This window comes from Actinophytocola xinjiangensis (assembly GCF_001921215.1).
In the GTDB taxonomy this organism is placed as follows: Bacteria; Actinomycetota; Actinomycetes; order Mycobacteriales; family Pseudonocardiaceae; genus Actinophytocola; species Actinophytocola xinjiangensis.
On record NZ_MSIF01000025.1, the window covers coordinates 47,708 to 71,303 of the forward strand.

Below are 23,596 nucleotides of genomic sequence, written 5' to 3' on the forward strand. Positions count from 1 at the left end.
ACTATCGCGCTCCCCGGCTCGGTTTGGGCAGACGCAGGTTGGCGCAGATGAAGTCCAGTCGGGCGTCGGCGGCGTCGGGAGCGACGAAAACCGGCTCGTAGCCGGCGTCGTAGTAGCCCTGCACGATCAGTTCGTGGACCCGGCGGATCTCGCGATCCTTCGCCCAGACGATGTCGTCGGGGTCCTCGAAGGTGTCCAGCGGGTCGAGCACGAAGATCGCGTCGTAGCGGTGGCGTCGGGTCGCCGTTTCCAGCTCGGTGGTCGGTTTGAGTCCGAAGAAGCCCTCCCAGCCGTACCCGTCGGGGATGCCGCGGTTGTAGAACCTGATTCCGCTCGTGTGCGCGGTGTACTCGGCGACGAACGCCTCCAGCACTTCCAGGGAGTAATCGCGGCGGTCCTCGCGGCGTAGGTGGCGGCCGAGGTGTTCGCGGTGCTTGCGGTAGATCTCCCGGCCGGGCTCCTCCCGCATGCAGGGGATGTGGGCGGCGTGGATCCGCTCGATCAGGTCGTCCTTGGCCGAGGACGGACCACCGGTGATGACATAGCGGCGTGGAGGGCCGTCCTCGGCGGCCGCGAGCGCCGCCGCGAGCGGGTTGGTCGTGGTCACTGCGTTGGTCCGTTCTCGTGGATGGCGGTGGCACGCGGCTCCTGGTCGAGTAGTCCGTCGACCCAGGCGTTGCCCAGCCCGGTCTCGTGGTGCAGGGCGTGGACGAACTGTTCCCGGCTGGCGCCGCCGACGGCGGCCTCGGTCAGTCGCGACGCCTGCGCCTCGGCCAGCCGTGGCGTCCAGCCGGTCAGGGCGATCAGGACGTCGACCGACGTACCGGCCTCCGCGCGGTAGGCGGTGGTGTAGTCGATCGCCTCGGCGCGGGCCAGGGCCCAGCGCCAGGCCGCGGTCACCGCGGCGTGGATCAGGTCGATCCGGTTCGCGCGCAGGCTGACCAGCCGTTCGACGGCGAGCAGTTCGGCGCGGGCGGCGTAGAGGGCCGACCACAACCGGGTCAGCTGCTCCTCGTGCTCGGTGACCTCCCAGGCGAACGGGTCGGCCGGCACCGGTTGGCGGACGGTGACGGGGGCCAGTCGCGGGGCGATCATGGGGGTGCGGGTGAACCGGTCGGCGTCGGCCAGCAGCTCCCAGGCGATCTTCTCGACCAGCCTGGGCTCGACCCGCTTGCGGAAGTGGTGGACCTCGTGGCCCACCTGCTCGGCCGCCACATCCCGGCGGGCGGTGAGGTTCAGCCCCGGCCCGGCCGGCAGCAGACCGAACAGTGCCCGCGCCGCCGGGGCGAGGCGTGCGTCGGGAAACCGGGCCAACAGCCCGCGCAGGGTGCCGTTCAGGGCCGCGGTGCGACTGGCCGTGTCGGCGGGATCGACCGCCCTGGCCACGACGCCGCGCAGGTCGAGCAGAACGGGGGGCGCGGTGGCCGAGGTGACCGGTAGCCCCTGCCGCAGCAGCTGCGCCACCGCCGAGACCACCTCGTCCTCGACTGGGCTTTTTGTGGGCATGCCCGTAGTGAAGCACAATGCCCAGAAAAAGCCCAGTCGCGGTGCTAGCTGATCAGGTCCGGCAGTTGGGCGGCGACCTCGGCGGGGGACGGCATGGACGCCATTTCCTGGGCGATGGCGTTGGCGGCGTCGGTGCTGGCGGTGTCGGACAGCAGGGACTTGGCCTTGACGGCCACGGCTTCGGCGGTGACCTCGGCGAACAGGAGGCGTTGGCCCGCTCCGGCCGCGCAGACCATCTCGGCGTTGAGGAGTTGGTCGGGGCCGGGGCTGTTCTGGAGGAACAGTTGGGGCCGCGCCGCGTGCATGGAGCCGAACGTGGTGCCGTTGCCGCCGTGGTGGACCGACAGGTCCACGTGGGGCAGCAGGTCGGCCTGGGGGACCCAGGACTGGAGGACGACGTTGTCGGGGACCTCGCCGAGGGTCGAGGGGTCCAGTTTCCCTGAGGCGACCAGGACGGTGGCGTCCAGGGTGGACAGTCCGTCGATGGCGGCGCGGAGCATCTCGACCGAGTCGGACTCGGTGCCCAGGGACAGGAAGATCAGGGGGCGGGTGCGGTCGCGCACCCACGCCGGGACCTCGCCGGGGGCGGCGTTGAACGGGATCAGGCGCAGCTGCGTGCGGTCGGCGATCTCCATGAACTTGGGGTCGTTGAGCGACGGCGGGCAGATGTCGAGGAACTTGTTGCCCAGGTAGATCGGGTACGCGGCCGGCAGGGAGATGCCCAGGGTCTCGGCGTAGTCGCGCAGGACCTGGCCGGAGGACGCCATCAGGGGGTCCTCGTCCGAGCGGGGACGGCCGGTGCCGTGGCACAGCGCGGGAATGCCGGCCAGGCGGGCCGCGAGGCCGGGGCCGGGGCTGTACGCGCCGTGGATCACCAGGTCGGGCCGCACCTCGTCGAACAAGGGCAGCAGGTCGTCGACGAAGGCCTGGGGCATGAGCCAGCTGAACTTCGTGGAGATCAGGCCGATGGCCTCGCGCTGCTCCAGCTCCTCGAAGTTCGGGGTTTCGGCCCGCACCTGCTCCGACGCCTGGGCGACCACGTCGTTGGTCGAGCGGCCGGCGCGGACCGGGCGCAGGCCCAGGTCGGCCAGCAGGCCGTGGCGTACCTCGCCGGTGGCGACGGTGACGTCGTGGCCGGCGTCGCGGGCGGCGACCGCGAGGGGCAGCAGTTGGAGGAAGTGTCCGAACGACGGGAGTCCCGAGAAGACGACGCGCATGAACCCCATGCTAAGCACGCCCACCCGGCCGGTCGGGAATGTTCGAGGAAGGCTCGATCAGGGACCAAGGGGTCGGGAAAACGGGTGGGAACCAGTCCCACGAGCCCGGGAATTCCGCCCTACTGTTCGGGACCGTTCGAATGGGAACGTCAATGTCATCTGCACGCCCAATCAGTGAGGTGGTGTCGGGGTGACCGACGTATTGCCAGGGCCCGGTGTCCAGGACCAGAACGTGGTGGTCGGTCGGATCAACCCCTGCCGGATGGTCCAGCTCACCGAACACAGCGACCCGCGCGGCAAGCTGACCGTCGTCCAGCCGGAGTCCGAGATCGACTTCGAGATCAAACGCGCCTTCTACGTCCACGGCGTCCCCGACGGGACCGACCGGGGCGGGCACGGCCACAAACGCATCCACCAGCTGATCGTCGCCGTGCACGGCGCCTTCACGGTCACCGTCGACGACGGGTTCAACCGGCGCGCCTACCTGCTCGACGACCCCAGTCGCGGCCTGTACGTCGGGCCCATGGTGTGGGGGGACATGACCGGCTACGCCCCAGGCACCGTCGGGTTGTGGCTGGTCAACGAGCCCTACGACCCGGACGAGTACTACCAGCACTACGACGAGTTCCGCGCCGACGCGAGGAGGCTGGCGGCGTGAAGGTCCCCTTCCTCGACCTTCGCTCGCCCTACCAGGAACTGCGCGCCGACCTGGACGCCGCCACCCAGCGGGTCTACGAGTCCGGCTGGTACCTGCTCGGCCCCGAGGTCGAGGCGTTCGAGTCCGAGTTCGCGGGCTACTGCGGCGCCCGGCACTGCGTCGGGGTCGCCTCCGGGCTGGACGCCATCGAGCTGATCGTGCGGGCGTTGGGCATCGGGCCCGGTGACGAGGTCATCGTGCCGTCCAACACCTACATCGCGACCTGGCTGGGGGTGACCGCCGCCGGGGCGACGCCGGTGCCGGTGGAGCCGGAGCCCGCCTCGTTCAACCTGGACCCGGCGCGGATCGAGGCGGCGATCACCCACCGGACGAAGGCCGTGCTGGCCGTGCACCTCTACGGCCGGCCGGCCGACCTGGACGCCATCGACGCGGTCGCCGCGAACTTCGGGCTGGCGGTCATCGAGGACGCCGCGCAGGCGCACGGCGCCCGCTACCGGGGGCAGCGGGTCGGCGCCCGGTACGCGGCCGCGTTCTCCTTCTACCCCGGCAAGAACCTCGGCGCCATCGGCGACGGCGGCGCGGTGGTCACCAACGACCCGGCGGTCGCCGAGCAGGTGCGGTTGCTGCGCAACTACGGCTCGAAGGTCAAGTACCACAACGACGTCAAGGGCACGAACTCCCGCCTCGACGAGTTGCAGGCCGCGCTGCTGCGGGTCAAGCTCGCCCACCTCGACGACTGGAACGCCCGCCGGGGCACGGTCGCCGCCCGCTACCTCGACGAACTCGCCGGGATCGACGGGCTGGCGCTGCCCGACGTCGCGCCCGACCACGAGCCGGCGTGGCACCTGTTCGTGGTGCGCCACCAGCGGCGCGACGACCTGGCCGAGCGGCTGACCTCGGCGGGGATCGGCACGCTGATCCACTACCCGGTGCCCCCGCACCTGTCCCCGGCCTACGCCGACGCCGCCATCCCGCCCGGCTCGCTGCCGATCGCCGAGCTGCTGGCCGGGGAGGTGCTGAGCCTGCCGATGGGCCCGCACGTCACCGAGGAGCAGACCGGTGTGGTGATCGACGCCGTGCGCGCCGCCGCCGGGGAGATTCCGCACGCCTGACCTCACCGGCCACCCTCCGAATGCCGCCCGCGCCGGGCGGCATTCGGCTTTTCCGGACTCGTGGACGGATCGAGAACGTGACGAATTCCCGGCTTTCTGGGGACCGCCGGCCCACTACGTGGGGACAGCGGCGGAGCCAACCTTAGGCGATATCGATGGCGGCCGTCGCTCTGCTTGAGGAGCTGTTCAATGCGATTCATCTCTGGTCAACATGAACTGAAAGTAGCGGTTATCGGACTCGGGTACGTCGGTTCGTGTATCGCGGCGACGCTCGCGGATCGCGGCCTCGACGTCGTGGGTATCGACACCGACTCCCGGCTCATCGACGAACTGGACAACGGCTTCTGCCGGTTCGAGGAGCAGGGTCTGCCCGAGCTGCTGTTCGCCGGCATCAGGGCCGGGAAGTTGCGGGTGTCCACCGACGCCGGTGAGGCCGCCGGCGCCGACGTGGTGCTGATGACCGTCGGCACCCCCGTCCGCGAGGACGGCTCGCTGGCCGACGAGCAGTTGCAGAGCGCGATCCGCGAGCTGGCCGGCAACCTGCGGCGCGGGCAGCTGATCGTGCTCAAGAGCACCGTCCCGCCGGGCACCACCCGCAGCCTCGTGCTGCCGCTGCTGCAGAGCAGCGGGCTGACCGGCGGCGAGGACTTCGGGCTCGCGTTCACCCCCGAGCGTCTCGCCGAGGGCACCGCGCTGCACGAGCTGAACACGTTCCCGATCGTGGCCGGTGGCCTGGACGCCGACAGCGCGGCCGACGCCGCCGAGTTCTGGCGCCAGGCGCTGGGCGTCGAGGTGATCGCCCTGGACTCGCTGGAGGCCGCGGAGATCGTCAAGCTCGCCGACAACTGGTGGATCGACCTGAACATCGCGCTGGGCAACGAACTGGCGAAGTTCTCCGCGCTGTTCGGGGTGGACGTGCTGGACGTCATCTCGGCGGCCAACTCGATCCCCAAGGGCAAGGGGATGGTCAACATCCTGCTGCCCAGCGTCGGTGTCGGCGGCTCCTGCCTGACCAAGGACCCGTGGATGGTGTGGCACTCCGCCCGCGAACGCGGCCTGGAGATCCTCACCGCGCCGGCCGGGCGCGAGGTCAACGCCGGGATGCCCGAGTACACCGCGCAGCTGGCGGTGGACGGGCTGACCAAGCTGGGCAAGGACCCGGCCACGTCCAAGGTCGCCGTGCTGGGGCTGGCGTTCAAGAACAACACCGGTGACCTGCGCGCCACCCCGACCAGGGACGCCGTCGAGGCCCTGGACCGCGCCTGCGGCGAGGTGGTCGTGTACGACCCGCTGGTGGACGCCGCCGAGGCGGAGAAACTGTTCGGCCGCCCGCTGGCCGGCTCGGTCCAGGACGCGGTGCGCGACGCGGACTGTGTGGCCGTCCTGGCCCTGCACCGCGACTTCGCCGACCTGGACTTCGCGTCCCTGCCGGTCGCCGCCGACTGCCTCGTGCTCGACGGCCGCGCCTACTACTCCCGCGACAAGATCGCCGAACTCAACTCCCTCGGCTACGCCTACCGCGGAGTCGGCCGATGAAGGCCGTGGTTACGGGGGGCTGTGGGTTCATCGGCAGTCACCTGGTCGAGGCGTTGGTCGCGCGGGGCGACGAGGTCACCATCTTCGACGGGGCGCCGCCGCCGCACTGGCAGCAGACCGCGCGCCGGCACGCCCGCTACGTGCCCGGTGACGTGCTGGACCGCGAGGCGCTCGCCACGGCCATCACCGCCGAGGCGGACGTCGTGTACCACCTGGCGGCGGTGGTCGGGGTGGACAACTACCTGGCCCGGCCGCTGGACGTCATCGACGTCAACTTCACCGGCACCCGCAACGTGCTGGACCTGGCCGCCGACGCCGGCGCGAAGGTCGTGGTGGCCAGCACCAGCGAGGTGTTCGGCAAGAACCCGGCCGTGCCGTGGCGCGAGGACGACGACCGGGTGCTGGGCGCGACCTCCGCCGACCGCTGGACCTACAGCTCCAGCAAGGCACTCACCGAGCACCTCACGTTCGCCTTCGTCCGCCAGCGCGGTCTGGACGCGACGATCGTGCGGTACTTCAACGCCTACGGGCCCCGCCAGCGGCCGGGTTTCGTGGTGAGCCGGTCGGTGCACCGGGCATTGAACGGGAAACCGGTGGTGGTCTACGACGACGGTCTGCAGACCCGCTGCTTCACGTTCATCGACGACGCGATCGCCGGCACCCTGCTGGCGGCCGACAGTCCGGCGGCGGTCGGTCAGGCGTTCAACATCGGCAGCATGATCGAGACCACGATCGGTGACGCCGCCGAGCTGGTCGTCAAGCTCGCCGGGCCGGAGACCGAGCTGCACCACGTGGACACCGGAGTCCGGCTGGGACAGTCCTATGAGGACCTGTCGCGTCGGGTGCCGGACAACACCAAGGCCAGGACGGTCCTGGGCTGGACGTGTGAGACCTCGCTGGAGAACGGCCTCGCCAGGACCATCGAGTGGGCCAGGAACAGCCAGTGGTGGCTGGACCTGGACGACAGCGGCGCCGAGTAGGGCGGGGCGTGGTCACCGTCCCCAGCGGGTACGGCCCCACGGCTTGACCACCGAGAGCAGCACACAGATGGTGTACACCGAGGTCGAGACGATGCCGGCGGAGACCAGTGCCATGTCGTCCAGCGTGACCAGCTGGTCGGCGGCGGTGGTCTCCACCGCGTCGCGCCGCGACTGGAGCTCGGGGACCAGCGAGAACGTGGTGAGCAGCACGACCACGGTGGTCAGCAGGAACTTCGTGAGCACCCACTTGTGCCGCACCAGACCCCACTTGGTGCCCAACGCCAGCAGCAGCCCGGTGGCGAACGCGATCCAGGCGATCGGGATCAGGACCACGTCGGCGATCACGCCCAGCGCGTTGAGCATCGAGTGTTGCAGCTCGGGGCTGTCGGTGGTCAACGCGGTGGCACCCAGCGCCAGGTCGGCGAAGGTGACGCCCAGCCAGCCGACGGCCGTCATCACGTGCAGGACGAGCACGGTTCTGCGCACCGGTTGGGGCATCAGCCCGATCCGGCGGGCGGGCCTGGCCCGGGTGGCGGTCGGGTCGTTCACCTTGCTGTCCGAAGTCACCGGGAACAACTCCCCCTGACGGGAAACCGACGGAAAACACTGTCAGACCAATTCAACCCCACCGACGCTAGCGGATCGGTCGTGACCACGCGTCCCGGCAGGTCGGCACGAGCGCGTCGCGACCGAACGAGGAGTCCGTGATGAACGTCGATGCGCTTGGCCAGGCGGTCGTGGACGGGGCAGGGCCCGAGGAGTTGGCGCGCCACGAGGTGCCGGCCGACTACTACGCCTCCTACATCCACCAGGACGACGTCGACATGTTCCGCGGTGTCGCGGACAAGGACGTGCGCAAGTCCTTACGCCTGGGCAGGGTGCCGATGCCGGAACTGGCCCCGGACGAGGTGCTGGTCGCGGTGATGGCCGCCGCGGTCAACTTCAACACCGTGTGGTCGGCGATCTTCGAGCCCCTGCCCACCTTCCAGTTCCTCAAGCACCTGGCCCGGCGCGGCAAGTGGGAGTCGCGCCACGACCAGCCGCACCAGGTCGTCGGCTCGGACGCCGCCGGGGTGGTCGTCGCGATGGGCGACGGCGTGCGCGGCGGGTGGAAGCTGGGCGACCACGTGGTCGTGAGCCCCAGCTACGCCGACGACCAGGACCCGCTGGTCCAGGACGACTCGATCAAGGCCGGCACGCTGGCCTGGGGTTTCGAGACCAACTTCGGCTCGTTCGGGCACTACTGCGTCGTGCGGTCCAGCATGCTGATGCGCAAGCCGGCCCACCTGTCGTGGGAGGAGGCGGCCGCCAACCCGCTGTGCGCTGGCACCGCCTACCGGATGCTGGTCAGCGACCACGGCGCCCGGATGAAGCAGGGCGACGTGGTGCTGCTGTGGGGCGCGACCGGCGGCCTGGGCGCCTACGGCGTGCAGTTCGTCAAGAACGGCGGCGGGATCCCCGTCGGCGTGGTCAGCTCGCCCGCCAAGGAGCAGCTGGCCCGCGACCTCGGCTGCGACGTGGTGATCAACCGCGAGGAGCTGGGGATGGCCGGCTACGACGGCCTGGATCCCGGGCGCACCATGGAGATCGGCCGCCGGCTCGGCAAGATCATCCGCTCGCAGGTCGGCCAGGACCCCGACATCGTCTACGACTACGTCGGCCAGAAGACCTTCGGTGTCTCGGTGTTCGTCGCCAAGGCCGCCGGCACCGTGGTCACCTGCGGGTCGAGCACCGGCTACCAGCACCAGTTCGACAACCGCTACCTGTGGATGCGGGTCAAGCGGATCATCGGCAGCCACGGGGCCAACATGCGTGAGCAGCTGGACTGCAACCGGTTGATCGAGCGCGGGCGGATCGCCCCGACGCTCTCGGCCGTGTACCCGCTCGCCGAGGTGCCCGAGGCGGTGCGTCTGGTGCAGACCAACACACACACCGGCAAGGTCGGCGTGCTGTGCCTGGCCCCGTCGGAGGGCCTTGGCATCACCGACCCCGTGCTGCGCGAGCGCATCGGCGAGGACCGGCTGACCCTGTTCCGCCGGGCCACCTGAACCTGACCACGCGGCCGAACCGGCCGCCCGAGAAAAAGATGAACTGGGGATCAGCATGACAGTCGACGACGACTTACGTGGCAACGACCTGTCCGCCAACGACCTACCCACCCGAAAGATCTCCTCGGCCGGGCTCTACTCCCTGAAGGCCTGGTTCGCCGCCCGGCTCACGTTCGTCCGCGTGGTGCTGGTGCGGCGCGGCGTCAGCCCGAACACCATCAGCCTGGCCGGGATCCTGTTCGCCGCCGGCGCGGGACTGTCGCTGGCGTTGCTGCCGGCGCCGGTCGCCGCGCTGCCGGTGACGCTGCTGCTGGTCGCCCGGCTCGCCGCGGCCAACCTGGACGGTTCGGTGGCCCGCGAGTCCGGCCGCCAGACCCGCTGGGGCGCGGTGCTCAACGAGTTCGGCGACCGGGCCGCCGACCTGCTGGTGCTCGCCGGACTGCTGGCGCACGTGTCGCTGCCGCTGGCGCTGGGCGTGCTGCTGGCCGCCTCGATGCCCTCGTGGGTGTCGCTGGCCGGCGCGGCCGCCGGAACGCGCCGGATCAACGGCGGCCCGGTCGGCAAGACCGAACGCTGCCTGCTCGTGGCGCTGGCCGCCGCGACCGGCTGGTACACCGCGTTCGCGGTGGTGGTGCTCGCCGGCTCGGTGGTCACCGGGCTGTTACGCATGGTGCGCCTGGCCCGCGAACACGAGATAGCCGCACCGACCGGGAGGACCGGACAACCAGTACGAGGCTGACATGCCCTCCTGGTTGAGTCCCTATCCCGAGCTGGCGCGTGCGGTCCCGGTCATCGCCGGCATGCTCCTGGTCACCGGTGTGCTGCTGCTGTTCGTGCGCAACGCCGAACTGCGCCGGCGGTGGCGAACCTGGCTGGTCGCCGCGATCCTGCTGTGCACGACGATGTCCTTCGGCGGGCCCGGCGCCGCGGTGTTCGCCGCCGGTCTCGGTGTCGTCGGGTCGCTGGAGTACGGGCGGCTGATGGGCCTGCGCGCCGCCGACCGGACGGTCCTGGTCGCGGCCAGCGTGGTGGTGCCGTTCTCGGTGCTGTCCGGGTTCACGCCATCCTCGGTGCCCGCCGTGGGCATCGGTCTGGTGGTGGCCGCGTTGCCGCCGCTGCTTGGCCAGGACGCCGAACGCGGCGCCACCCGCGCCGCCGCGACCGCCTTCGGCCTGCTGTGGCTGCCGATCGCGTTGAGCGGCATCGTCTCGCTGGGCGGCACCGTGCTCGCCGTGTGCGTCGCGGTCGCCTTCGCCGACGTCGGCGGCTGGTGCGGCGGGCGCGCGCTGGGCCGCTCCGGCCCGCTGAGCCGATCGCTGTCCACGCTCTCGCCGAACAAGACCTGGGCCGGTGTGCTCGGGTCCGGTGTGTTCGCGGGCCTGGCGCTGGTGGCGCTCTCGGCGTGGACGCCGTGGCTGCACGCGGCGGTGCTGGCCGGCTGCGTGCTCGGCGACCTTCTCGAATCCATGTTCAAGCGTGGTGCGGGCGTCAAGGACGCCGGTCGCTGGCTGCCCGGTTTCGGCGGCCTGCTGGATCGCATCGACTCGCTGCTCATCACGCTGATCCTGTTGGGAGTGACGGCATGACCACCCGGACGGAGGCTCCGCGACAGCGGAGAACCGCACTGTTACCCACCCGGCGCCGGCCCCGGGCCGGCGCCCAACTGGCCGCGCTGGCCCGCAAGGTCGGCTGGCGGCTGTTCTTTTTCCTGCTCGGCGGCATCAAGGTCCACGGCCGGCTGCCCGCCGGCGGCTGTGTCGTGGTCGCCAACCACAGCTCGCACGCCGACGCGCCGGTGCTGGCCGCCTCGCTGCGGGCCCGGTCCGCGCCCCGGGTCGCCGCCGCCTGGGACTACTGGTTCCGTGGCTGGTTCCGGCGGGTGGTGTGCACCCGGCTGGTCGGCGCGTTCCCCATGCACCGCCAGGGCTCGGACGCCTACCTGTCGCTGCGGGAGCAGGCCGGGCCGCTGCTGGCCGCCGGGCAGGCCGTGGTCGTGTTCCCGGAGGGCACCCGGGGCGGCGGCGAGCTCGGCGAGTTCCGGGGCGGTGCGTTCCGGCTGGCCGCCGAGTACGGCGTGCCGGTGGTGCCGGTCGCGGTGTGCGGCACCGGGCGGATGCTGGCCAAGCGCGGTCGTCTGCGGCCCCAGCGGATCGGCGTGCGGATCGGCGCGCCGCTGGAGGCGCCGGACAAGGACCGGGCCCGCGCCGAGGTCGCGGCGCTGATCGAGGGCCACCGGCCCAGGGACAGTCGGCTGCGGGTGCGGATCGCCCGGCTGGCGGCGTCGCGGTGGGGCCTGGCGCTGGTGGCGGCGTGGTCGTTCACCGAGGCGTTGAGCTGGCCGCTGATCCCCGAGTCGCTGCTGGCCATCCTGTGTGTCGCCGCGCCGAGGTTCGCGCCCCGGCTGATCCTGACGACCGTGCTGGCCAGTGTCGCCGGCGGGGTCGCCGCTCTGGGCCTCTACGCCGCCACACCGGTGACCCTGCCCCAGCCGCTGACCACCGACCGGATGCTCGTCCAGGTGCGCACCGAGCTGCGGGCCGAGGGCGCGGCCGCGGTCGCGCACCAGCCCTCCAGCGCGATCCCCTACAAGCTGTACTCGGCCGAGGCCGGCCGGATGGGGGTGAACGCCGGCGAGTGGGCGGTGAACTCGCTGACCGCGCGCGGTGAGCGGATGGTGATCATCGGCGCGGTGCTGGCGTTGATCGGTGTGCTGGCCCAGCGGTGGCGCCGGTTCTACCCCGTCTGGGTGGTGGCGTTCACGGGGCTGTTCGTGGTCGGCCTCACGCTGCTCGTGCGGATGTGGAGCTGAGCATGGCCACCACGACCTCACCGGCGGCGCGCCGGATGCTGCTGCTCACCGGGCTCGGCGTGTTCATCGTCTTCCTCGACACCACGATCGTGAACGTGGCGTTCGAGACGGTGCGCCGCGCCTTCGACGCCGACCTCGCCACCCTGGTGTGGGTGCTCAACGCCTACACGCTGGTGTTCGCGGCGGTGCTGATCCCGGCCGGACGGATGAGCGACACCTACGGTGCCCGCCGCCTGTTCCAGCTCGGGCTGTGCGGGTTCGCGCTGGCCAGCGCGGTCTGCGGGCTGGCGCCATCGCCGGGGGTGCTGATCGCGGCCCGGACCGTCCAGGGCCTGTTCGGCGCCATGATCGTGCCGGCCTCGCTGACGCTGCTGCTGCGGGCCTTCCCCCGTGGCCAGCGGGCCGGCGCGGTCAGCGCGTGGGGCGCGATGGGCGCGGTCGCCACGGCGATCGGGCCGACGCTGGGTTCGCTGCTGATCGAGTACGCCGACTGGCGGCTGGTGTTCCTGGTGAACGTGCCGGTGTGCCTGGCCGCCGCGGCCTGGGGCCGGCGGCTGCTGGCCCCCGAGCCGGCCGCGCCCCGGGGCGGGGCACCCGACCCGCTGGGCGTGCTGATCAGCGGGGTCGGCCCGGCGCTGCTGAGCTTCGCGGTGATCTACGGCCCGAGGATCGGCTGGGCGGACCCCCGGGTCCTGGGGGCGCTGGTGCTGGGCGCGGCGACCGTGCCGTGGCTGGTGCGCCGGGCCCGCCGGGTCGCCCGGCCGGCGGTGGACCTGACACTGTTCGGGATCCGCAACTTCGTCGCGTCCACCGTGGTGACGCTGGTGTTCTCGGTGTCGTTCTTCGCGAACCTGCTGGCGAGCCTGCTGTTCCTGCAGAACGTGTGGCACTACTCGCCGCTGCTGGCGGCGTTGGCGGTCAGCCCGGCGGCGCTGGTGACCGCGCTGGTCGCGCCGGCGGCGGGTGGGCTGGCCGAGCGGTTCGGCTACCGGCAGGTGTTCGTCGCCGGCGCGGCCTGCTACACCGTCGGCGCGGTGCTGCTGGCCACCCGGCTCGGGCCGGACTCCGCGTGGTTGGCCGTCTGGCTGCCGACGCTGGTGCTCAACGGGGTCGGTGTCGGCCTGGCACTGTCCACGGTGAACAGTGCGGCGGCCGCGTCGCTGCCGGAGGACCGCTTCGGCGTGGGGATCGCGGTGAACAACAGCTTCCGCCAGTTCGGTGGGGTGCTCGGGGTGAGCCTGCTGGTCGCCGCGCTCGGGTCGGCGGCCGACCTCGGTGCCTACCGGCTGGCCTGGTGGCTGCTCGCGTCGGTGACCGTCGCCAGCGCCGTGCTGTACGTGGCGTGGCACCGCGACCGGGCCCCCGACCGGGAGCTGGCGCTGGCGGGCCGGTGACCGGGCCGGTGACAACGGCGAACCGCCGGATGCCAACGCATCCGGCGGTTCGTGTGTCGTGGTGGGACGGTGTCAGGCGGTGGCTTCCGCCTTGGCGCCACGGAAGGAGGCGATGGTGGCGACCACGGCGAACACCAGCGCGACGAGCGCACCGATCAGCCGGACCCAGTCACCGAGGACCTCCATGCCACCCTGCTCGGCACTGCCGACGCCCACGATGGACGGAATGGCCTCGGCCAGCGCGCCGAGCACGGCCACGATCGGCACCCACTTCCAGGGGGCGACGTACATCGCGACGGCGGCGACCAGGCAGATCAGCGCACCGGGCGGGACCGGCGGCATGTCGACGCCGGCAATGCGCAGGAACACGATGCCGACGATGATACCGACCAGGCCCGCCGCGGTGAGGTTGCGGGCTGTGGGGTAGTTCATTCCCTTACTCTCCTTAGCAAGCGGGTTGTGCTCCTGACGAGAAGAATCGCAGGCCGGCGACGGTGCGGCATCCGGCGTACGAAGGCTTCTCGGCTACGCCCCGGGGCGTAGGTCAGCACCGTCACCTACGTCGTGGAATCCCCGGTTTCGCACAATCGACTCATGGTAGGCCCGGCGACGTCCGGGGAACTCGCTGTTCACTCGGGACCGCCTCGAGAAACCGGTGCCTCACAGCATGACCTTTCCGCCGGCCACGTCGATCGTCTGGCCGGTGACCCAGCCCGACGCCGACGAGGCCAGGAACAGCGCCGCGTTGGCACAGTCCTGCGGCGTACCCCACCGGGCGATGGGGAACTGCTTGGCGACCTGCTCGCGCATCTGCTCGGGAATGCGCTGCTCCTGGCGCTCGGTGAGGATCGCCGACGGCGCGATCGCGTTGACCCGCACGTCGCGCGCGCCCGCGTCCAGCGCCACCCGCCGGGTGAACATCAGCACGCCGGCCTTGGCCGCCGAGTACGGGATGGACGCCCGGCCCGGCAGCCGCCCGGCGGTGGAGGCCATGGTGATGATCGAGCCGCCGCCCCTGGCCATCATCGCCGGCAGGAACGCCTGCACGGTGAGGAACGTGGCGGTCAGGTTGCCGTCGATGACCGCGTGCCAGTTCTCCTCGGTCACCTCCGCCAGCGCGCCCTGGCCCTGGTCGAACCCGGCGAACGCGGCGAGCACGTCGACCTGGCCGAACTCGCGCTCGGCGGTCTCCCGCAGTTCCTCGACGGCCGACCGGTCGGTCACGTCGGCGACCGCGCCGGCCGCCGTCCCGCCGTCGGCCCGGATACCGTCCACAACGGACTGGATGGCGTCCTTGTCGCGCCCGGTCACCACGACGTTCATCCCGTTGGCGGCGAAGGCCCGGCACACCTGGGCGCCGATCCCCCGGGAACCGCCGGTCACCACCGCCGTCCTACCCTCCAGATCCGGGTAGCGTGGCACATCGGAGGTCATGTCGCTCCCTTCGGCGTCACTGGTAGATGTGCTCGACCACGTCGAGCAGCCGGCGGAAGCCGACCTTCTCCACGACGGCCTGCATCGACTGGTACTGCAGGAAATGCGTACACACGCACGCGTCGGCGCCGGACTCCAGCGCCCGCGCGACGACCTCGCCGAGCACCAGCGTGGCGATCCCGCCGTCGCGGTGGTCGGGGCTGACGAACACCCCCGATGGCCGCACCACGCCGTGCAGCGGCGGGTTCCAGCCCGCCGCGCCGGCCGGCGATCCGTCCGGCGCCTCCCACAGGATCAGCCGCTCGTTGGCGATCTGCCCGCCGACCATGTGCTGGGTGCGGCGTTTGATCTCCTCGGGGGACAGGCCGCTGTCGCGCATGCCGGCGGTGAACCACTCGGCGACGGTCTCCAGGTCGGCCTCGGTGGCCAGCCGGGGCCGGCCGGCCGGGTTCTCCGGGCGGGTCGTCGCCGTGCACTCCATGATCCACTGGGCGCGTTCCTGGCGGACGGACTGCCCGGTCAGCTCGGTCCAGCGGGTGGTGAACGCGACCGCGGCGTCGGTCGGCCCGCTCACCCCCGGAACCGGTTCGCCCTCCTTGGACATGAACTCGGCCAGCGCGACCGCCGCCGCCGGGGGCATCGCCGAGATCGTCATCCGCATCGGCGAACGGAAATAGCCCGCGCCGACGACCGCGCCGTCGGAGTCGGTGACGGTGGTGAACACCGGGTCCCGGTCGCCGGGCGTGACCCCGTTGGGGTCCAGCCCGTGCACCAGCAGCACGTTGTTCTCCACCGGCGAGGCGCTCAGCCAGTCACCGGCCGAGGCGACGAACTCCGCCGGGTCCGGTGTGGACGTTACCTGCATCGAAGACTCCCGCTCGTCACTTGGCCTGCGTTGGGGTGAGTTCCTTCTCGTGCAGCAGCACGTCGTACCACTCGGCGAGCGAGCCGCCGGTCATCCAGTAGCCCTCCGCCGCCTGGTCGGGCGCGCAGATCGAGCCGATGATCCTGGCCTTGACCGGTGCGGCCAGCCACCGCTTCACGATCTCCGGCGGGTTGCGCCGCAGGTCGAGCAGGTAGCGCGGCGAGGCGTAGTTGTGGAAGTGCGACTCGACGAACCCGTCGGCCAGCGCCGGCGCGGCGATCGGCCGGCTGGCGAAGGGCGGCAGGCCCCACCCGGAGTTCACCGTGCCGGCGGTGAAGGTGATGCCGATGGAGAAGTACCGCTCGCCGAAGGCCTCCCGCAGGTGCCCGCCGGTCGGCCGGAACGTCAGCGTGCCGCGCGGCGGGACGTTGATCGTCAGCCCGTCGGAGCGCACGCTGTGCGCGCTGGTCGACAGGTAGGCGATCCGGTGGCCGGTGTACCGCTGCCACCACACGATGTTCTCGGCCATCTTCGCGTCGCGGTAGCCGTCGTCGGTTAGGTGGTGGGCGTAGTGCTCGTAGAACCCGACGATCTGCCTGGCCTGCTGGGCGATCCACTCCTGGGCCTTGGCGTCCGGCCCGGACAGCGAGGCCACCAGCGCCGCCGCGGCGCGGGCGTGCTCGACGTAGCGGTCCTTGTCGGTCACCTCGCCGATGAACCACCGCACGTGGTCGGGGCGCGTGGGCCGCAGCACGTCGAAGTGGGCGGCCAGCTCGGCCGACCGCTCGGGCGCCACGGCCGCCACGTGGTCGGCGACCTCGTCGTAGCTGGCCGGGCGGGTGTCGATCACGCCGACACCGACGAACCGCACCGGCTCGTCGTGGGTGGTGTTGTACTCGCGGATCCACGCCAGCAGGTCGCGGATCTCACCGACCCGCCACGGCACGCCGGTACCCGCCACCAGGGCGTCCAGGTCGCCCTCACCGGTGAGCACGTACCGGTCGAGTTCGCGGGCGACGTCCCAGTCCTCCTCGGTGGCCACGGTGCGAAAGCCCAGCTGCTCCACCAGGACCCGGATGATCCGGTGCGCCTGGGTGAACTGCTCGTGCCCGCCGTAGGTGGACGGCCCGATACCGACCACGTCCGCCGCGCCGACCATCGCGCCAAGCGGCTCGATGTCCCGAAGGGACTCTGTCGCGTCCGCTGTAGACAGTGGCAGGCCGTACTGCCTGATCCACTCCGTGACCTCGGCCCGGACGGTGGCCTCGTCGGCCTCGGTCGGCTCGTTGTGCGCAGTCACGATCGTCCTTCTCCCTCACAGCCTGACGGCACCGGCCACCACGTGAGTGGCCGGTGCCAGGTTTCCTGCGGTCATGCCGGAACCGGGTCTCAGTCGACCGGAACGGCCTCGATGATCGAGAACGCGGTCTCCGTGGGGACCACCCTGGTGAGCTTGTAGCCCGCCTGCGCGAACACCTCGGCGTACTGCTCCTCGGTGCGCAGGAAGCCGGCCATCGTCACCAGCATCATGATGTCGAAGTACTTCACGAACCGGCCGATCCCCGGACGCAGCAACAGTTCCGCCGCCGCGATCTTGGCGTTCGGCGAGGCCGCCCGGCAGTTCTTCAGCACCGACAGCAGCTTCTCGTCGTTCCACGAGTGGGTGATCTGCTTGCAGACGTAGAGGTCCACACCGGAGGGAACGGACTCGAAGAAGTCACCGGGGTGGAACTCCAGCCGGTTGCCCTCCACCAGCGGCGCCAGGTCGGGGCGGGCCTTGGCCTGCTCGATCACCGGCGGCAGGTCGGCCAGCACACCGCGCTTGACCGTCGGGTAGGCGCTGAGGATGTTCGCCAGGTAGGTCCCGGTGCCGCCGCCGAGGTCGGAGATCACGTCCGCCTCGCCGAACTCCGGGTAGCCGGCCACGATCGACGGGCCGAGCGTCTGGGAGAACTCGTTCATGGCCATGTTGAAGTCGCGGCCGGCGGTCGGGTTCTGTCCCATGTAGGCCCACAGCGTCATGCCGTAGGCCTCCTCGAAGGCGGCCTTGCCGGTCTTCACGCTGTGGCTGGTCTTGGCGTAGGACCGCCACAGCCACTCCGACGCGGCGAACTGCGACATGATGAACTGCGAGTTCGGCACACCCTTGCGCAGCAGCGTCGAGCGCGGCGTGTTGGCGAACACGCCGGGCTCGACCTCGTCGAAGATCCCGTCCTCGTTGAGGATCTGCAACGCGGACTGCAACGCGTGCTGGTGCGCGCCGGTCTTGTCGGCCAGCTCGGCGATGCCCAGCGGACCGTCGGCCAGCAGGTCGGCGACCCGCAGCTCGGCGGCGATGCCCAGGCACTGGCCGGAGGTGGGGAACATCAGGTCGAGCAGGGCGTGGACGTCCTCGATGGTCGGTTCGGTGCTCATGGCTGGTGTCTCGCTCCTCTGCTGGTTCTTACTGTCCACTGTGGAGTGCGATCGTGCTGCCACCGCCGGGAAGCTCACGGAAGCCGGGCACCTCACCGGAGCAGGTCACGTACGTGACCCCGGAGACGCCGGGGACCTGCGAGGGCGACGGCGACAGGCCGACCCCCTCGATGCCGAGCTCACCGAAGTTGTTGTTGCCCCAACCCCACAGCGAGCCGTCGGCGCGCACCGCGACGCTGTGCCCGTAGTCGCCGGGGTTGTCGTCGCCGCCACCGCCGGTCGCGGCGATCTGCACGACGTCGGTCAGGCCGGCGACCTCGACCGGCGTCGACCGCTCGACGGTCGAGCCGTCACCGCACTGGCCACGGTCGTTGATGCCACAGGCCCGCACCGTGCCGTCGTTCAACAGGATCAGCGTGTGGTGGTACGCCCCGGCGACCGCCTTGACGTCGGACACCAGCGCCTTCACCGGGGTGCGGTACTCGCGCTTGCGGTTGGCCGCCACACCGTCACCGAGCTGGCCACAGTCGTTGAGGCCCCAGGTGATCAGCGAACCGTCCTCCAGCACCACCAGGCTGTGGCCGCCGCCGGTGGCCACGAACGTGGCACCGGTGACGCCCTCCACGGGCTGGGGCAGCGCGCGGATCGGGTACTCCCGGCCGGCGTGCGCCTGCACCAGGGCACCGTCACGCTTGCCGGTCTGGTCACCGTCGGCCAGCTGGCCGCAGTCGTCGCGGCCCCACGCCCACACCGTGCCGTCGTCGAGCAGCGCCAGCGCGTGGCTGCCGCCGGACACCAGCTGCACGATGTTGTTCGGGGCCTCGATCTTCACCGGGACCGGGTGCACCCGCATGTTGTCCGGGCCGAGCATGCCGAAGAAGCCGGCGCCGCAACCCCAGACGGTGCCGTCCTCCAGCAGGAACAGGGTGTGCCCGCCGCCCGGCGCCACCGCCTTGATCCCCTCGAGTTTGACCCGTGTCGGTTTGGCCTGTTGATCGGTGGAGATGTCACCGATCTGGCCGAAGCCGTTGCGGCCCCAGCCGAAGGCCGAGCCGTCCTCCATGATCGCGATGACGTGCCCGCTGCCGGCCTCGATCGTGCGCACACCATCGAGGGACTTGACCTGCTGCGGCACGTGGGTCTGGTCGCCACTGCTTCCGTTGGCGAGTTGTCCATTGGTGTTGTCGCCCCATGCGCTGACGATCTGACTCATGTCGTCCCTCTCGTTTCTGGGGATATCGGGGGGTCGGCGGCACGCCTCGATTTCTCTTCGATAGTGAGTGATCCGGACATAACGCGCCAGCAATCTCGAATGGTTCTTGAGCGCGCAGTCACAGGCGCGAGTCATGGTAAGGAGCAGGCAAATAGCTCGCGTAAGAAACAGAGCCAGAAGGGTTGCCATGGCGCTGCCGTCCTCGTTGCCCGAGCTGCCACGCTCGCGCACGCATCCGTTCCACCCGCCGCCGGAGTACGACCAGCTGCGCAAGGAATCGCCGATCTCCCGGTTCGTCTGGCCCAACGGCGTCGAGGGCTGGCTGGTCACCACCTACAGCGAGGTACGCACTCTGCTGGCCGACCCGAGGCTGTCGATCAACCGGTTCAACAGCCCGCCGCCGTCGCTCTCGGCGATCAAGGACCGCAAGCCGGAGGTCATGCTGCCCCGCTCGCTGGTGGCCATGGACCCGCCGGAGCACACGCCGTGGCGCCGGGCGATCGTCAAGGAGATGACGCCCCGCTGGGCGCGCTCGATGGAGCCCCGGATCGCCGAGATCACCCGCGAGTACCTCGACCGCGTCCGCGAGATCGGGCCGGGCGCCGACCTGGTGGAGAACCTGGCGCTGCCGGTGCCCTCCCGGGTGATCTGCGAGGTGCTCGGCGTCCCCCAGGCCGACCAGGAGTTCTTCCAGGAACAGGCCGAGGTCCGCAGCCAGGTCGGCGCGCCGGCGGAGAAGATCAACGCCGCCACCAGGGCGCTCTACGAGTACCTCGGCCAGCTGGTCACCGACAAACGGAAATCGGCCAACACCTCCGACGTGCTCGGCCGCCTGGTGCACGCGCGGATCGCCGGCGAGCCGGCCCCGCACGACATCGTCGTCGGCCAGGCCATGCTGCTGCTCATCGCCGGGCACGAGACCACCGCCAACATGATCGGCCTCGGCGTGGCGACCCTGATGGACAACCGCGAACTGATCGCCGACCTGGCCGACACCGCGAAGGGCACCGCGCTGGTCGAGGAGATCCTGCGGATGCACGCCATCATCCAGTGGGGCATCGTGCGGCGGGCCACCGACGACATCGAGATCAACGGCATCCACATCGCCAAGGGCGAGTGGGTGGTGTGCTCGCTGGCCTCGGCCAACCGCGACGAGAGCCGCTACGGCTGCCCGCACGCCGTGGACACCGGCCAGGCCCAGTCGCCGCACGTGACCTTCGGCTACGGCGTGCACCAGTGCGCCGGGCAGAGCCTGGCCCGCACCGAGGTGCGGGTCGTGCTGCGGGAGCTGTTCGCCGCGTTCCCCGGGCTGCGCACCACGGTGGCGCCCGAGGAACTGCGCTACCGCTACGAGATGTGGGTGTACGGCCTGTATGAGTGCCCGGTGGTGTGGTGACGTGCCGAAGGTGATCGTGGATCGCGACCGTTGCTGCGGCGCCGGCCTGTGCGCCCAGGCCCTGCCGCAGGTGTTCGACCAGGGCGAGGACGCCGTCGTCGTGCTGCTGGAGGAGAACCCACCGGCGGAGTTGGTCGCGCCGCTGGCGGACGTGGCGTTCGCCTGCCCCTCCGGCGCGATCCGGGTGGTCGAGCAGTAACGCGAACCGCCCGCCGACAGTGACCCGGCAGTGACCCGACAGTGATCCGACAGTGGGCCCGGTGGCTGATCGCCACCGGGCCCCACTGTTGTGCCGCTTCTCAGACGCCGGCCGGGACCTTCGGCTCGGCCTTGGAGTTCGACGACGCCGAACGCCCGTAGGTCAGCCGCCGGTAGACGATCTCGACCGGGCCGCGCACCCCACGCTTGGCCATCAGCGCCGACACGCACAGCGCGAAGATCCACACCAGGGCACCGACGCCCAGCGCACCCAGCTCCGACATCGTGTTGCCCAGGCCGATCAGGTACGGCGCGCCGAGCACCATCCAGCACAGCGACTGGAACAGGTAGCAGGACAGCGACCGCTGACCGGTGGCGACCAGGGCGTTGACCACCTTGTTGCGCCGGTCACCGATCTTGGCGGCCAGCAGACCGAACAGCGCCGCGTAGGCGAAGCCGCCGAAGTAGCCGCCCATCTGGTTGATCCAGTACGTGCCGTTGTAGACGACCATCGACTCGGTCATGATGTAGCCGCCGTTGATCAGCGCGTAGGGCAGGCCCAGGACGATCGTGATCAGGATGCCGTAGACCGCGACCTTGCGCAGGTAGGAGCGGTGCAGGTGCGGCTCGTCGAGCAGACGCTTGCGGGCGGCCCAGATACCGACCAGCACCGGGAACACCGCGCCGACGACCACGAGCGGGATCATCATCGGCCACTGGAAGCGGTAGAGCATGTCCGACAGCGGGGTGACCGTCTCCGGCTGGCTCAGGCTCTGGAACACCTGCGGGATACCGAAGGCGTAGACCAGGGTGCCGGCGGTCAGGAAGATCGAACCGGTGATCCACAGGCTGCGCGAGGTCCACCGCAGCGCGGCGAAGAAGATCAACGTGACCACGCCGTAGGCGGCCAGCAGGTCACCGAAGAACAGCAGCGCGGTGTGCAGCAGACCGATCACCAGCAGCCAGAACCCCCGGCGCTGGATCAGCCCCCGGAACTTGGGCCACTCGTAGCCGCGCTGGGAGTACCGCAGGTACATCTGGGACAGGCCGTAGCCGAACAGGAACGCGAACAGCGCCGCCCCCCGGCCGTCGAGCAGTACGGCGGCGGCGGCGTTGTAGAACGCGGAGATCGGATCGTCGTTGGAGTAGCCGCCGTCCGACCACGCCGCCCGCAGCACCGACGAGTGGCCAAGGGCGATGAGCAGCAGCATGAAGCCCCGGGCGAGGTCGGGGGCCAGCGAACGGGACTGGTGGGACGAGGGACCCGGCGGGGTGTCGCCGGCGGTGGTCGAGCCACGGGATAAGGGAGCACTGTCAGACATGGATGTCCGCCTTTTGGTCGGCCGGATGAATCCCCCGGGAGGGATGCACGTCCGGCCCAATAGACCGCGTGACACTCGACGCGAACGCAACGTTCGCTCAAGAGCCGTTGCGGGCGTTCGCGTCCTGCCTGTAACCGGGTCAACGGCGCCCGCCGGCGATTGGTTCCCGCTCACGGACAGCGGGTCACCCCGGCCTCGCACAGCGCGGTGATCTCCGCGCCGGACAACCCCAGCTCGGCCAGCACCGCCGCCGAGTGCTCACCGAGCTCCGGCGGCGCCTGCGCCACCCGCGACGGCCTGCCGTCCACCCACACCGGCCCCCGGACCAGCGGCGTCGTGCCGCCGCCGGCCAGCGGGGCGTGCTGGACCAGACCCAGCGCCTCGACCTGCGGATCGGCGAACACCCGGTCCATCCGGTACACCGGGCCGGCCGGGATCCCCGCCGCCCGCAGCCGGGGCACCCACTCCGCGGCCGGGCGGGTGAGCAGCGCCTTCTCCAACGCCACCTGGAGCTGCGCGCGGTGGGTGACCCGCGCGGACGGGTCGGCGTACTCGGGCAGACCGGTCAGCTCCGGCACCTCCAGCTCGGCGCACAGCGCCAGCCACTGGGCGTGCGTGCCGGCGGCCAGGTTGATCGGATCGTCGGCGGTGGCGAACACGCCGTACGGGCTGATCACCGGATGGTCGTTGCCACTGGCCGCCGGCACCTCGCCGGCGGCCAGGTAACGCTGCGCCTGGAAACTGAGCACCGAGATCGCCGACTCCAGCAGCGAGGTCTGCACATGCCCGCCCCGCCCGCGGCGCTCCCGGCCGGCCAGCGCCGCGGCCACCGCGAACGCGGTCACGATCCCGGAGATGCTGTCCACCACCGGGACACCGACCCGCATCGGCGTGTGCTCACCGGCGCCGGTCACCGACATCAGCCCCGACATGCCCTGGGCGATCTGGTCCAGGCCAGGGGTGTCGCGCTCCGGCCCGGTCGGGCCGTAACCGGAGACACTGGCGATCACCAGCCGAGGGTGGTCGACGGCCAGCCGGTCGGGGTCCAGGCCCAGTTTGGCCAGCGTGCCCGGCCGGAAGTTCTCGACCAGCACGTCACTGTCGCCGACCAGGCGACGCAGCACGGCCTGCCCGTCAGGGTGCCGCAGATCCAGCGCCAACGAGCGCTTGTTGCGGTTGATGGAGGCGAAGTACTGGCCCCGCCCGTCGACGAACGGGCCCCAGGCCCGGGCGTTGTCGCCCCGGGGGAGGGCCTCCACCTTGACGACGTCCGCACCCAGGTCGGCGAGCAGGGCGGTGGCGGTCGGGCCGGCCAGCACCCGGGTCAGGTCCGTGACTCGGATGCCTTCCAGGGGAAGGTTCATTCCCGAGAGTGCAGCAGACGGCTGTCGAGGGTCGGTCGAGGGTTTCGGGTTGGTCGGCGTCCCGCGCCGGCGCCGCCCGGCTGGCGTGTATCACGTTTCGTCCCGGCCTGGCCAGGGCTCAGGGGTGGG

23 protein-coding genes are annotated in these 23,596 nt (G+C 71.0%); 11 read left to right on the plus strand and 12 right to left on the minus strand.

Going from position 1 to position 23,596, the window contains the following annotated elements; all coding sequences use genetic code 11:
- Position 1: 1 nt before the first annotated feature.
- From BLA60_RS44380 to BLA60_RS34250, 3 genes are read right to left on the minus strand one after another with little or no spacing between them, the layout of a single operon-like run.
- A complete protein-coding gene (locus BLA60_RS44380) occupies positions 2-607 on the minus strand; it encodes an AAA family ATPase (protein ID WP_075137205.1) in 606 nt (201 codons plus the stop codon).
- Positions 604-1,506, minus strand: a complete 903-nt coding sequence (locus BLA60_RS44385) for a hypothetical protein (protein WP_162293049.1) — start codon at positions 1,504-1,506, stop codon at positions 604-606. The genes BLA60_RS44380 and BLA60_RS44385 overlap by 4 nt, the downstream gene beginning before the upstream one ends.
- A 44-nt stretch (positions 1,507-1,550) precedes the next feature.
- Entirely contained in the window at positions 1,551-2,723 is a 1,173-nt protein-coding gene (locus BLA60_RS34250; protein ID WP_075137285.1) for a glycosyltransferase, read from the minus strand.
- A gap of 190 nt (positions 2,724-2,913) precedes the next feature.
- Between BLA60_RS34250 and BLA60_RS34255 the strand changes: the two genes are divergently transcribed.
- The 4 genes from BLA60_RS34255 (at position 2,914) to BLA60_RS34270 (ending at position 7,009) form a co-directional block, all read left to right on the plus strand.
- Entirely contained in the window at positions 2,914-3,381 is a 468-nt protein-coding gene (locus BLA60_RS34255) for a sugar 3,4-ketoisomerase (protein ID WP_245812346.1), read from the plus strand.
- Positions 3,378-4,493: a DegT/DnrJ/EryC1/StrS family aminotransferase gene (locus BLA60_RS34260; protein ID WP_075137207.1), complete on the plus strand. Its 1,116-nt coding sequence runs from the start codon at positions 3,378-3,380 to the stop codon at positions 4,491-4,493. The genes BLA60_RS34255 and BLA60_RS34260 overlap by 4 nt, the downstream gene beginning before the upstream one ends.
- A gap of 189 nt (positions 4,494-4,682) precedes the next feature.
- Positions 4,683-6,029, plus strand: coding sequence for a nucleotide sugar dehydrogenase (locus tag BLA60_RS34265; RefSeq protein ID WP_075137208.1), 1,347 nt, complete (start codon positions 4,683-4,685; stop codon positions 6,027-6,029).
- Positions 6,026-7,009 (plus strand): NAD-dependent epimerase/dehydratase family protein, encoded by a 984-nt coding sequence (locus BLA60_RS34270; protein ID WP_075137209.1) that lies wholly within the window; start codon positions 6,026-6,028, stop codon positions 7,007-7,009. Before BLA60_RS34265 ends, BLA60_RS34270 begins: the two co-directional genes overlap by 4 nt.
- Before the next feature lie 12 nt (positions 7,010-7,021).
- Here the strand turns inward: BLA60_RS34270 and BLA60_RS34275 are convergent, their stop codons facing one another.
- A complete protein-coding gene (locus tag BLA60_RS34275; RefSeq protein ID WP_084735691.1) occupies positions 7,022-7,576 on the minus strand; it encodes a hypothetical protein in 555 nt (184 codons plus the stop codon).
- Between the two features lie 140 nt (positions 7,577-7,716).
- On the opposite strand from BLA60_RS34275, the gene ccrA reads away from it, so the two are divergent.
- The 5 genes from ccrA to BLA60_RS34300 are packed head-to-tail and all read left to right on the plus strand — an operon-like array spanning position 7,717 to position 13,260.
- Positions 7,717-9,057 carry a crotonyl-CoA carboxylase/reductase gene (gene ccrA / locus BLA60_RS34280; RefSeq protein WP_075137210.1) on the plus strand — a complete coding sequence of 447 codons (1,341 nt, stop codon included), beginning with the start codon at positions 7,717-7,719 and terminating at the stop codon, positions 9,055-9,057.
- 55 nt (positions 9,058-9,112) lie between these two features.
- Positions 9,113-9,796, plus strand: a complete 684-nt coding sequence (locus tag BLA60_RS34285; RefSeq protein WP_084735693.1) for a CDP-alcohol phosphatidyltransferase family protein — start codon at positions 9,113-9,115, stop codon at positions 9,794-9,796.
- A 1-nt stretch (position 9,797) separates the two neighbouring features.
- Positions 9,798-10,643: a phosphatidate cytidylyltransferase gene (locus tag BLA60_RS34290; RefSeq protein ID WP_075137211.1), complete on the plus strand. Its 846-nt coding sequence runs from the start codon at positions 9,798-9,800 to the stop codon at positions 10,641-10,643.
- Entirely contained in the window at positions 10,640-11,866 is a 1,227-nt protein-coding gene (locus BLA60_RS34295) for a lysophospholipid acyltransferase family protein (RefSeq protein WP_075137212.1), read from the plus strand. Before BLA60_RS34290 ends, BLA60_RS34295 begins: the two co-directional genes overlap by 4 nt.
- A 2-nt stretch (positions 11,867-11,868) precedes the next feature.
- A complete protein-coding gene (locus tag BLA60_RS34300; RefSeq protein WP_075137213.1) occupies positions 11,869-13,260 on the plus strand; it encodes an MFS transporter in 1,392 nt (463 codons plus the stop codon).
- A gap of 72 nt (positions 13,261-13,332) precedes the next feature.
- On the opposite strand, the gene BLA60_RS34305 is transcribed toward BLA60_RS34300, so the two are convergent.
- The 6 genes from BLA60_RS34305 to BLA60_RS34330 all read right to left on the minus strand — a co-directional run bounded on the left by BLA60_RS34305 (position 13,333) and on the right by BLA60_RS34330 (position 19,187).
- Entirely contained in the window at positions 13,333-13,692 is a 360-nt protein-coding gene (locus BLA60_RS34305; protein WP_075137214.1) for a hypothetical protein, read from the minus strand.
- A gap of 228 nt (positions 13,693-13,920) precedes the next feature.
- Positions 13,921-14,694, minus strand: coding sequence for an SDR family NAD(P)-dependent oxidoreductase (locus BLA60_RS34310; protein ID WP_075137215.1), 774 nt, complete (start codon positions 14,692-14,694; stop codon positions 13,921-13,923).
- Positions 14,695-14,710: 16 nt separating this feature from the next.
- Positions 14,711-15,559, minus strand: coding sequence for a GNAT family N-acetyltransferase (locus BLA60_RS34315; protein ID WP_075137216.1), 849 nt, complete (start codon positions 15,557-15,559; stop codon positions 14,711-14,713).
- Between the two features lie 16 nt (positions 15,560-15,575).
- The gene (locus BLA60_RS34320; RefSeq protein WP_075137217.1) at positions 15,576-16,859 is read right to left on the minus strand and encodes an erythromycin esterase family protein; all 1,284 of its coding nucleotides are present in this window, start codon (positions 16,857-16,859) and stop codon (positions 15,576-15,578) included.
- Between the two features lie 89 nt (positions 16,860-16,948).
- A complete protein-coding gene (locus BLA60_RS34325; RefSeq protein ID WP_075137218.1) occupies positions 16,949-17,974 on the minus strand; it encodes a methyltransferase in 1,026 nt (341 codons plus the stop codon).
- A gap of 28 nt (positions 17,975-18,002) precedes the next feature.
- A complete protein-coding gene (locus tag BLA60_RS34330) occupies positions 18,003-19,187 on the minus strand; it encodes an RCC1 domain-containing protein (protein WP_075137219.1) in 1,185 nt (394 codons plus the stop codon).
- Between the two features lie 187 nt (positions 19,188-19,374).
- Here BLA60_RS34330 and BLA60_RS34335 point away from each other — a divergent pair, with 187 nt between their 5' ends.
- Positions 19,375-20,583 (plus strand): cytochrome P450, encoded by a 1,209-nt coding sequence (locus BLA60_RS34335; protein WP_075137220.1) that lies wholly within the window; start codon positions 19,375-19,377, stop codon positions 20,581-20,583.
- 16 nt (positions 20,584-20,599) lie between these two features.
- The gene (locus BLA60_RS34340) at positions 20,600-20,782 is read left to right on the plus strand and encodes a ferredoxin (protein WP_342744801.1); all 183 of its coding nucleotides are present in this window, start codon (positions 20,600-20,602) and stop codon (positions 20,780-20,782) included.
- 100 nt (positions 20,783-20,882) lie between these two features.
- Here the strand turns inward: BLA60_RS34340 and BLA60_RS34345 are convergent, their stop codons facing one another.
- Positions 20,883-22,103 carry a DUF418 domain-containing protein gene (locus BLA60_RS34345; RefSeq protein ID WP_084735696.1) on the minus strand — a complete coding sequence of 407 codons (1,221 nt, stop codon included), beginning with the start codon at positions 22,101-22,103 and terminating at the stop codon, positions 20,883-20,885.
- Between the two features lie 170 nt (positions 22,104-22,273).
- Positions 22,274-23,467, minus strand: coding sequence for a CaiB/BaiF CoA transferase family protein (locus tag BLA60_RS34350; RefSeq protein ID WP_075137222.1), 1,194 nt, complete (start codon positions 23,465-23,467; stop codon positions 22,274-22,276).
- Positions 23,468-23,596: the final 129 nt, after the last annotated feature.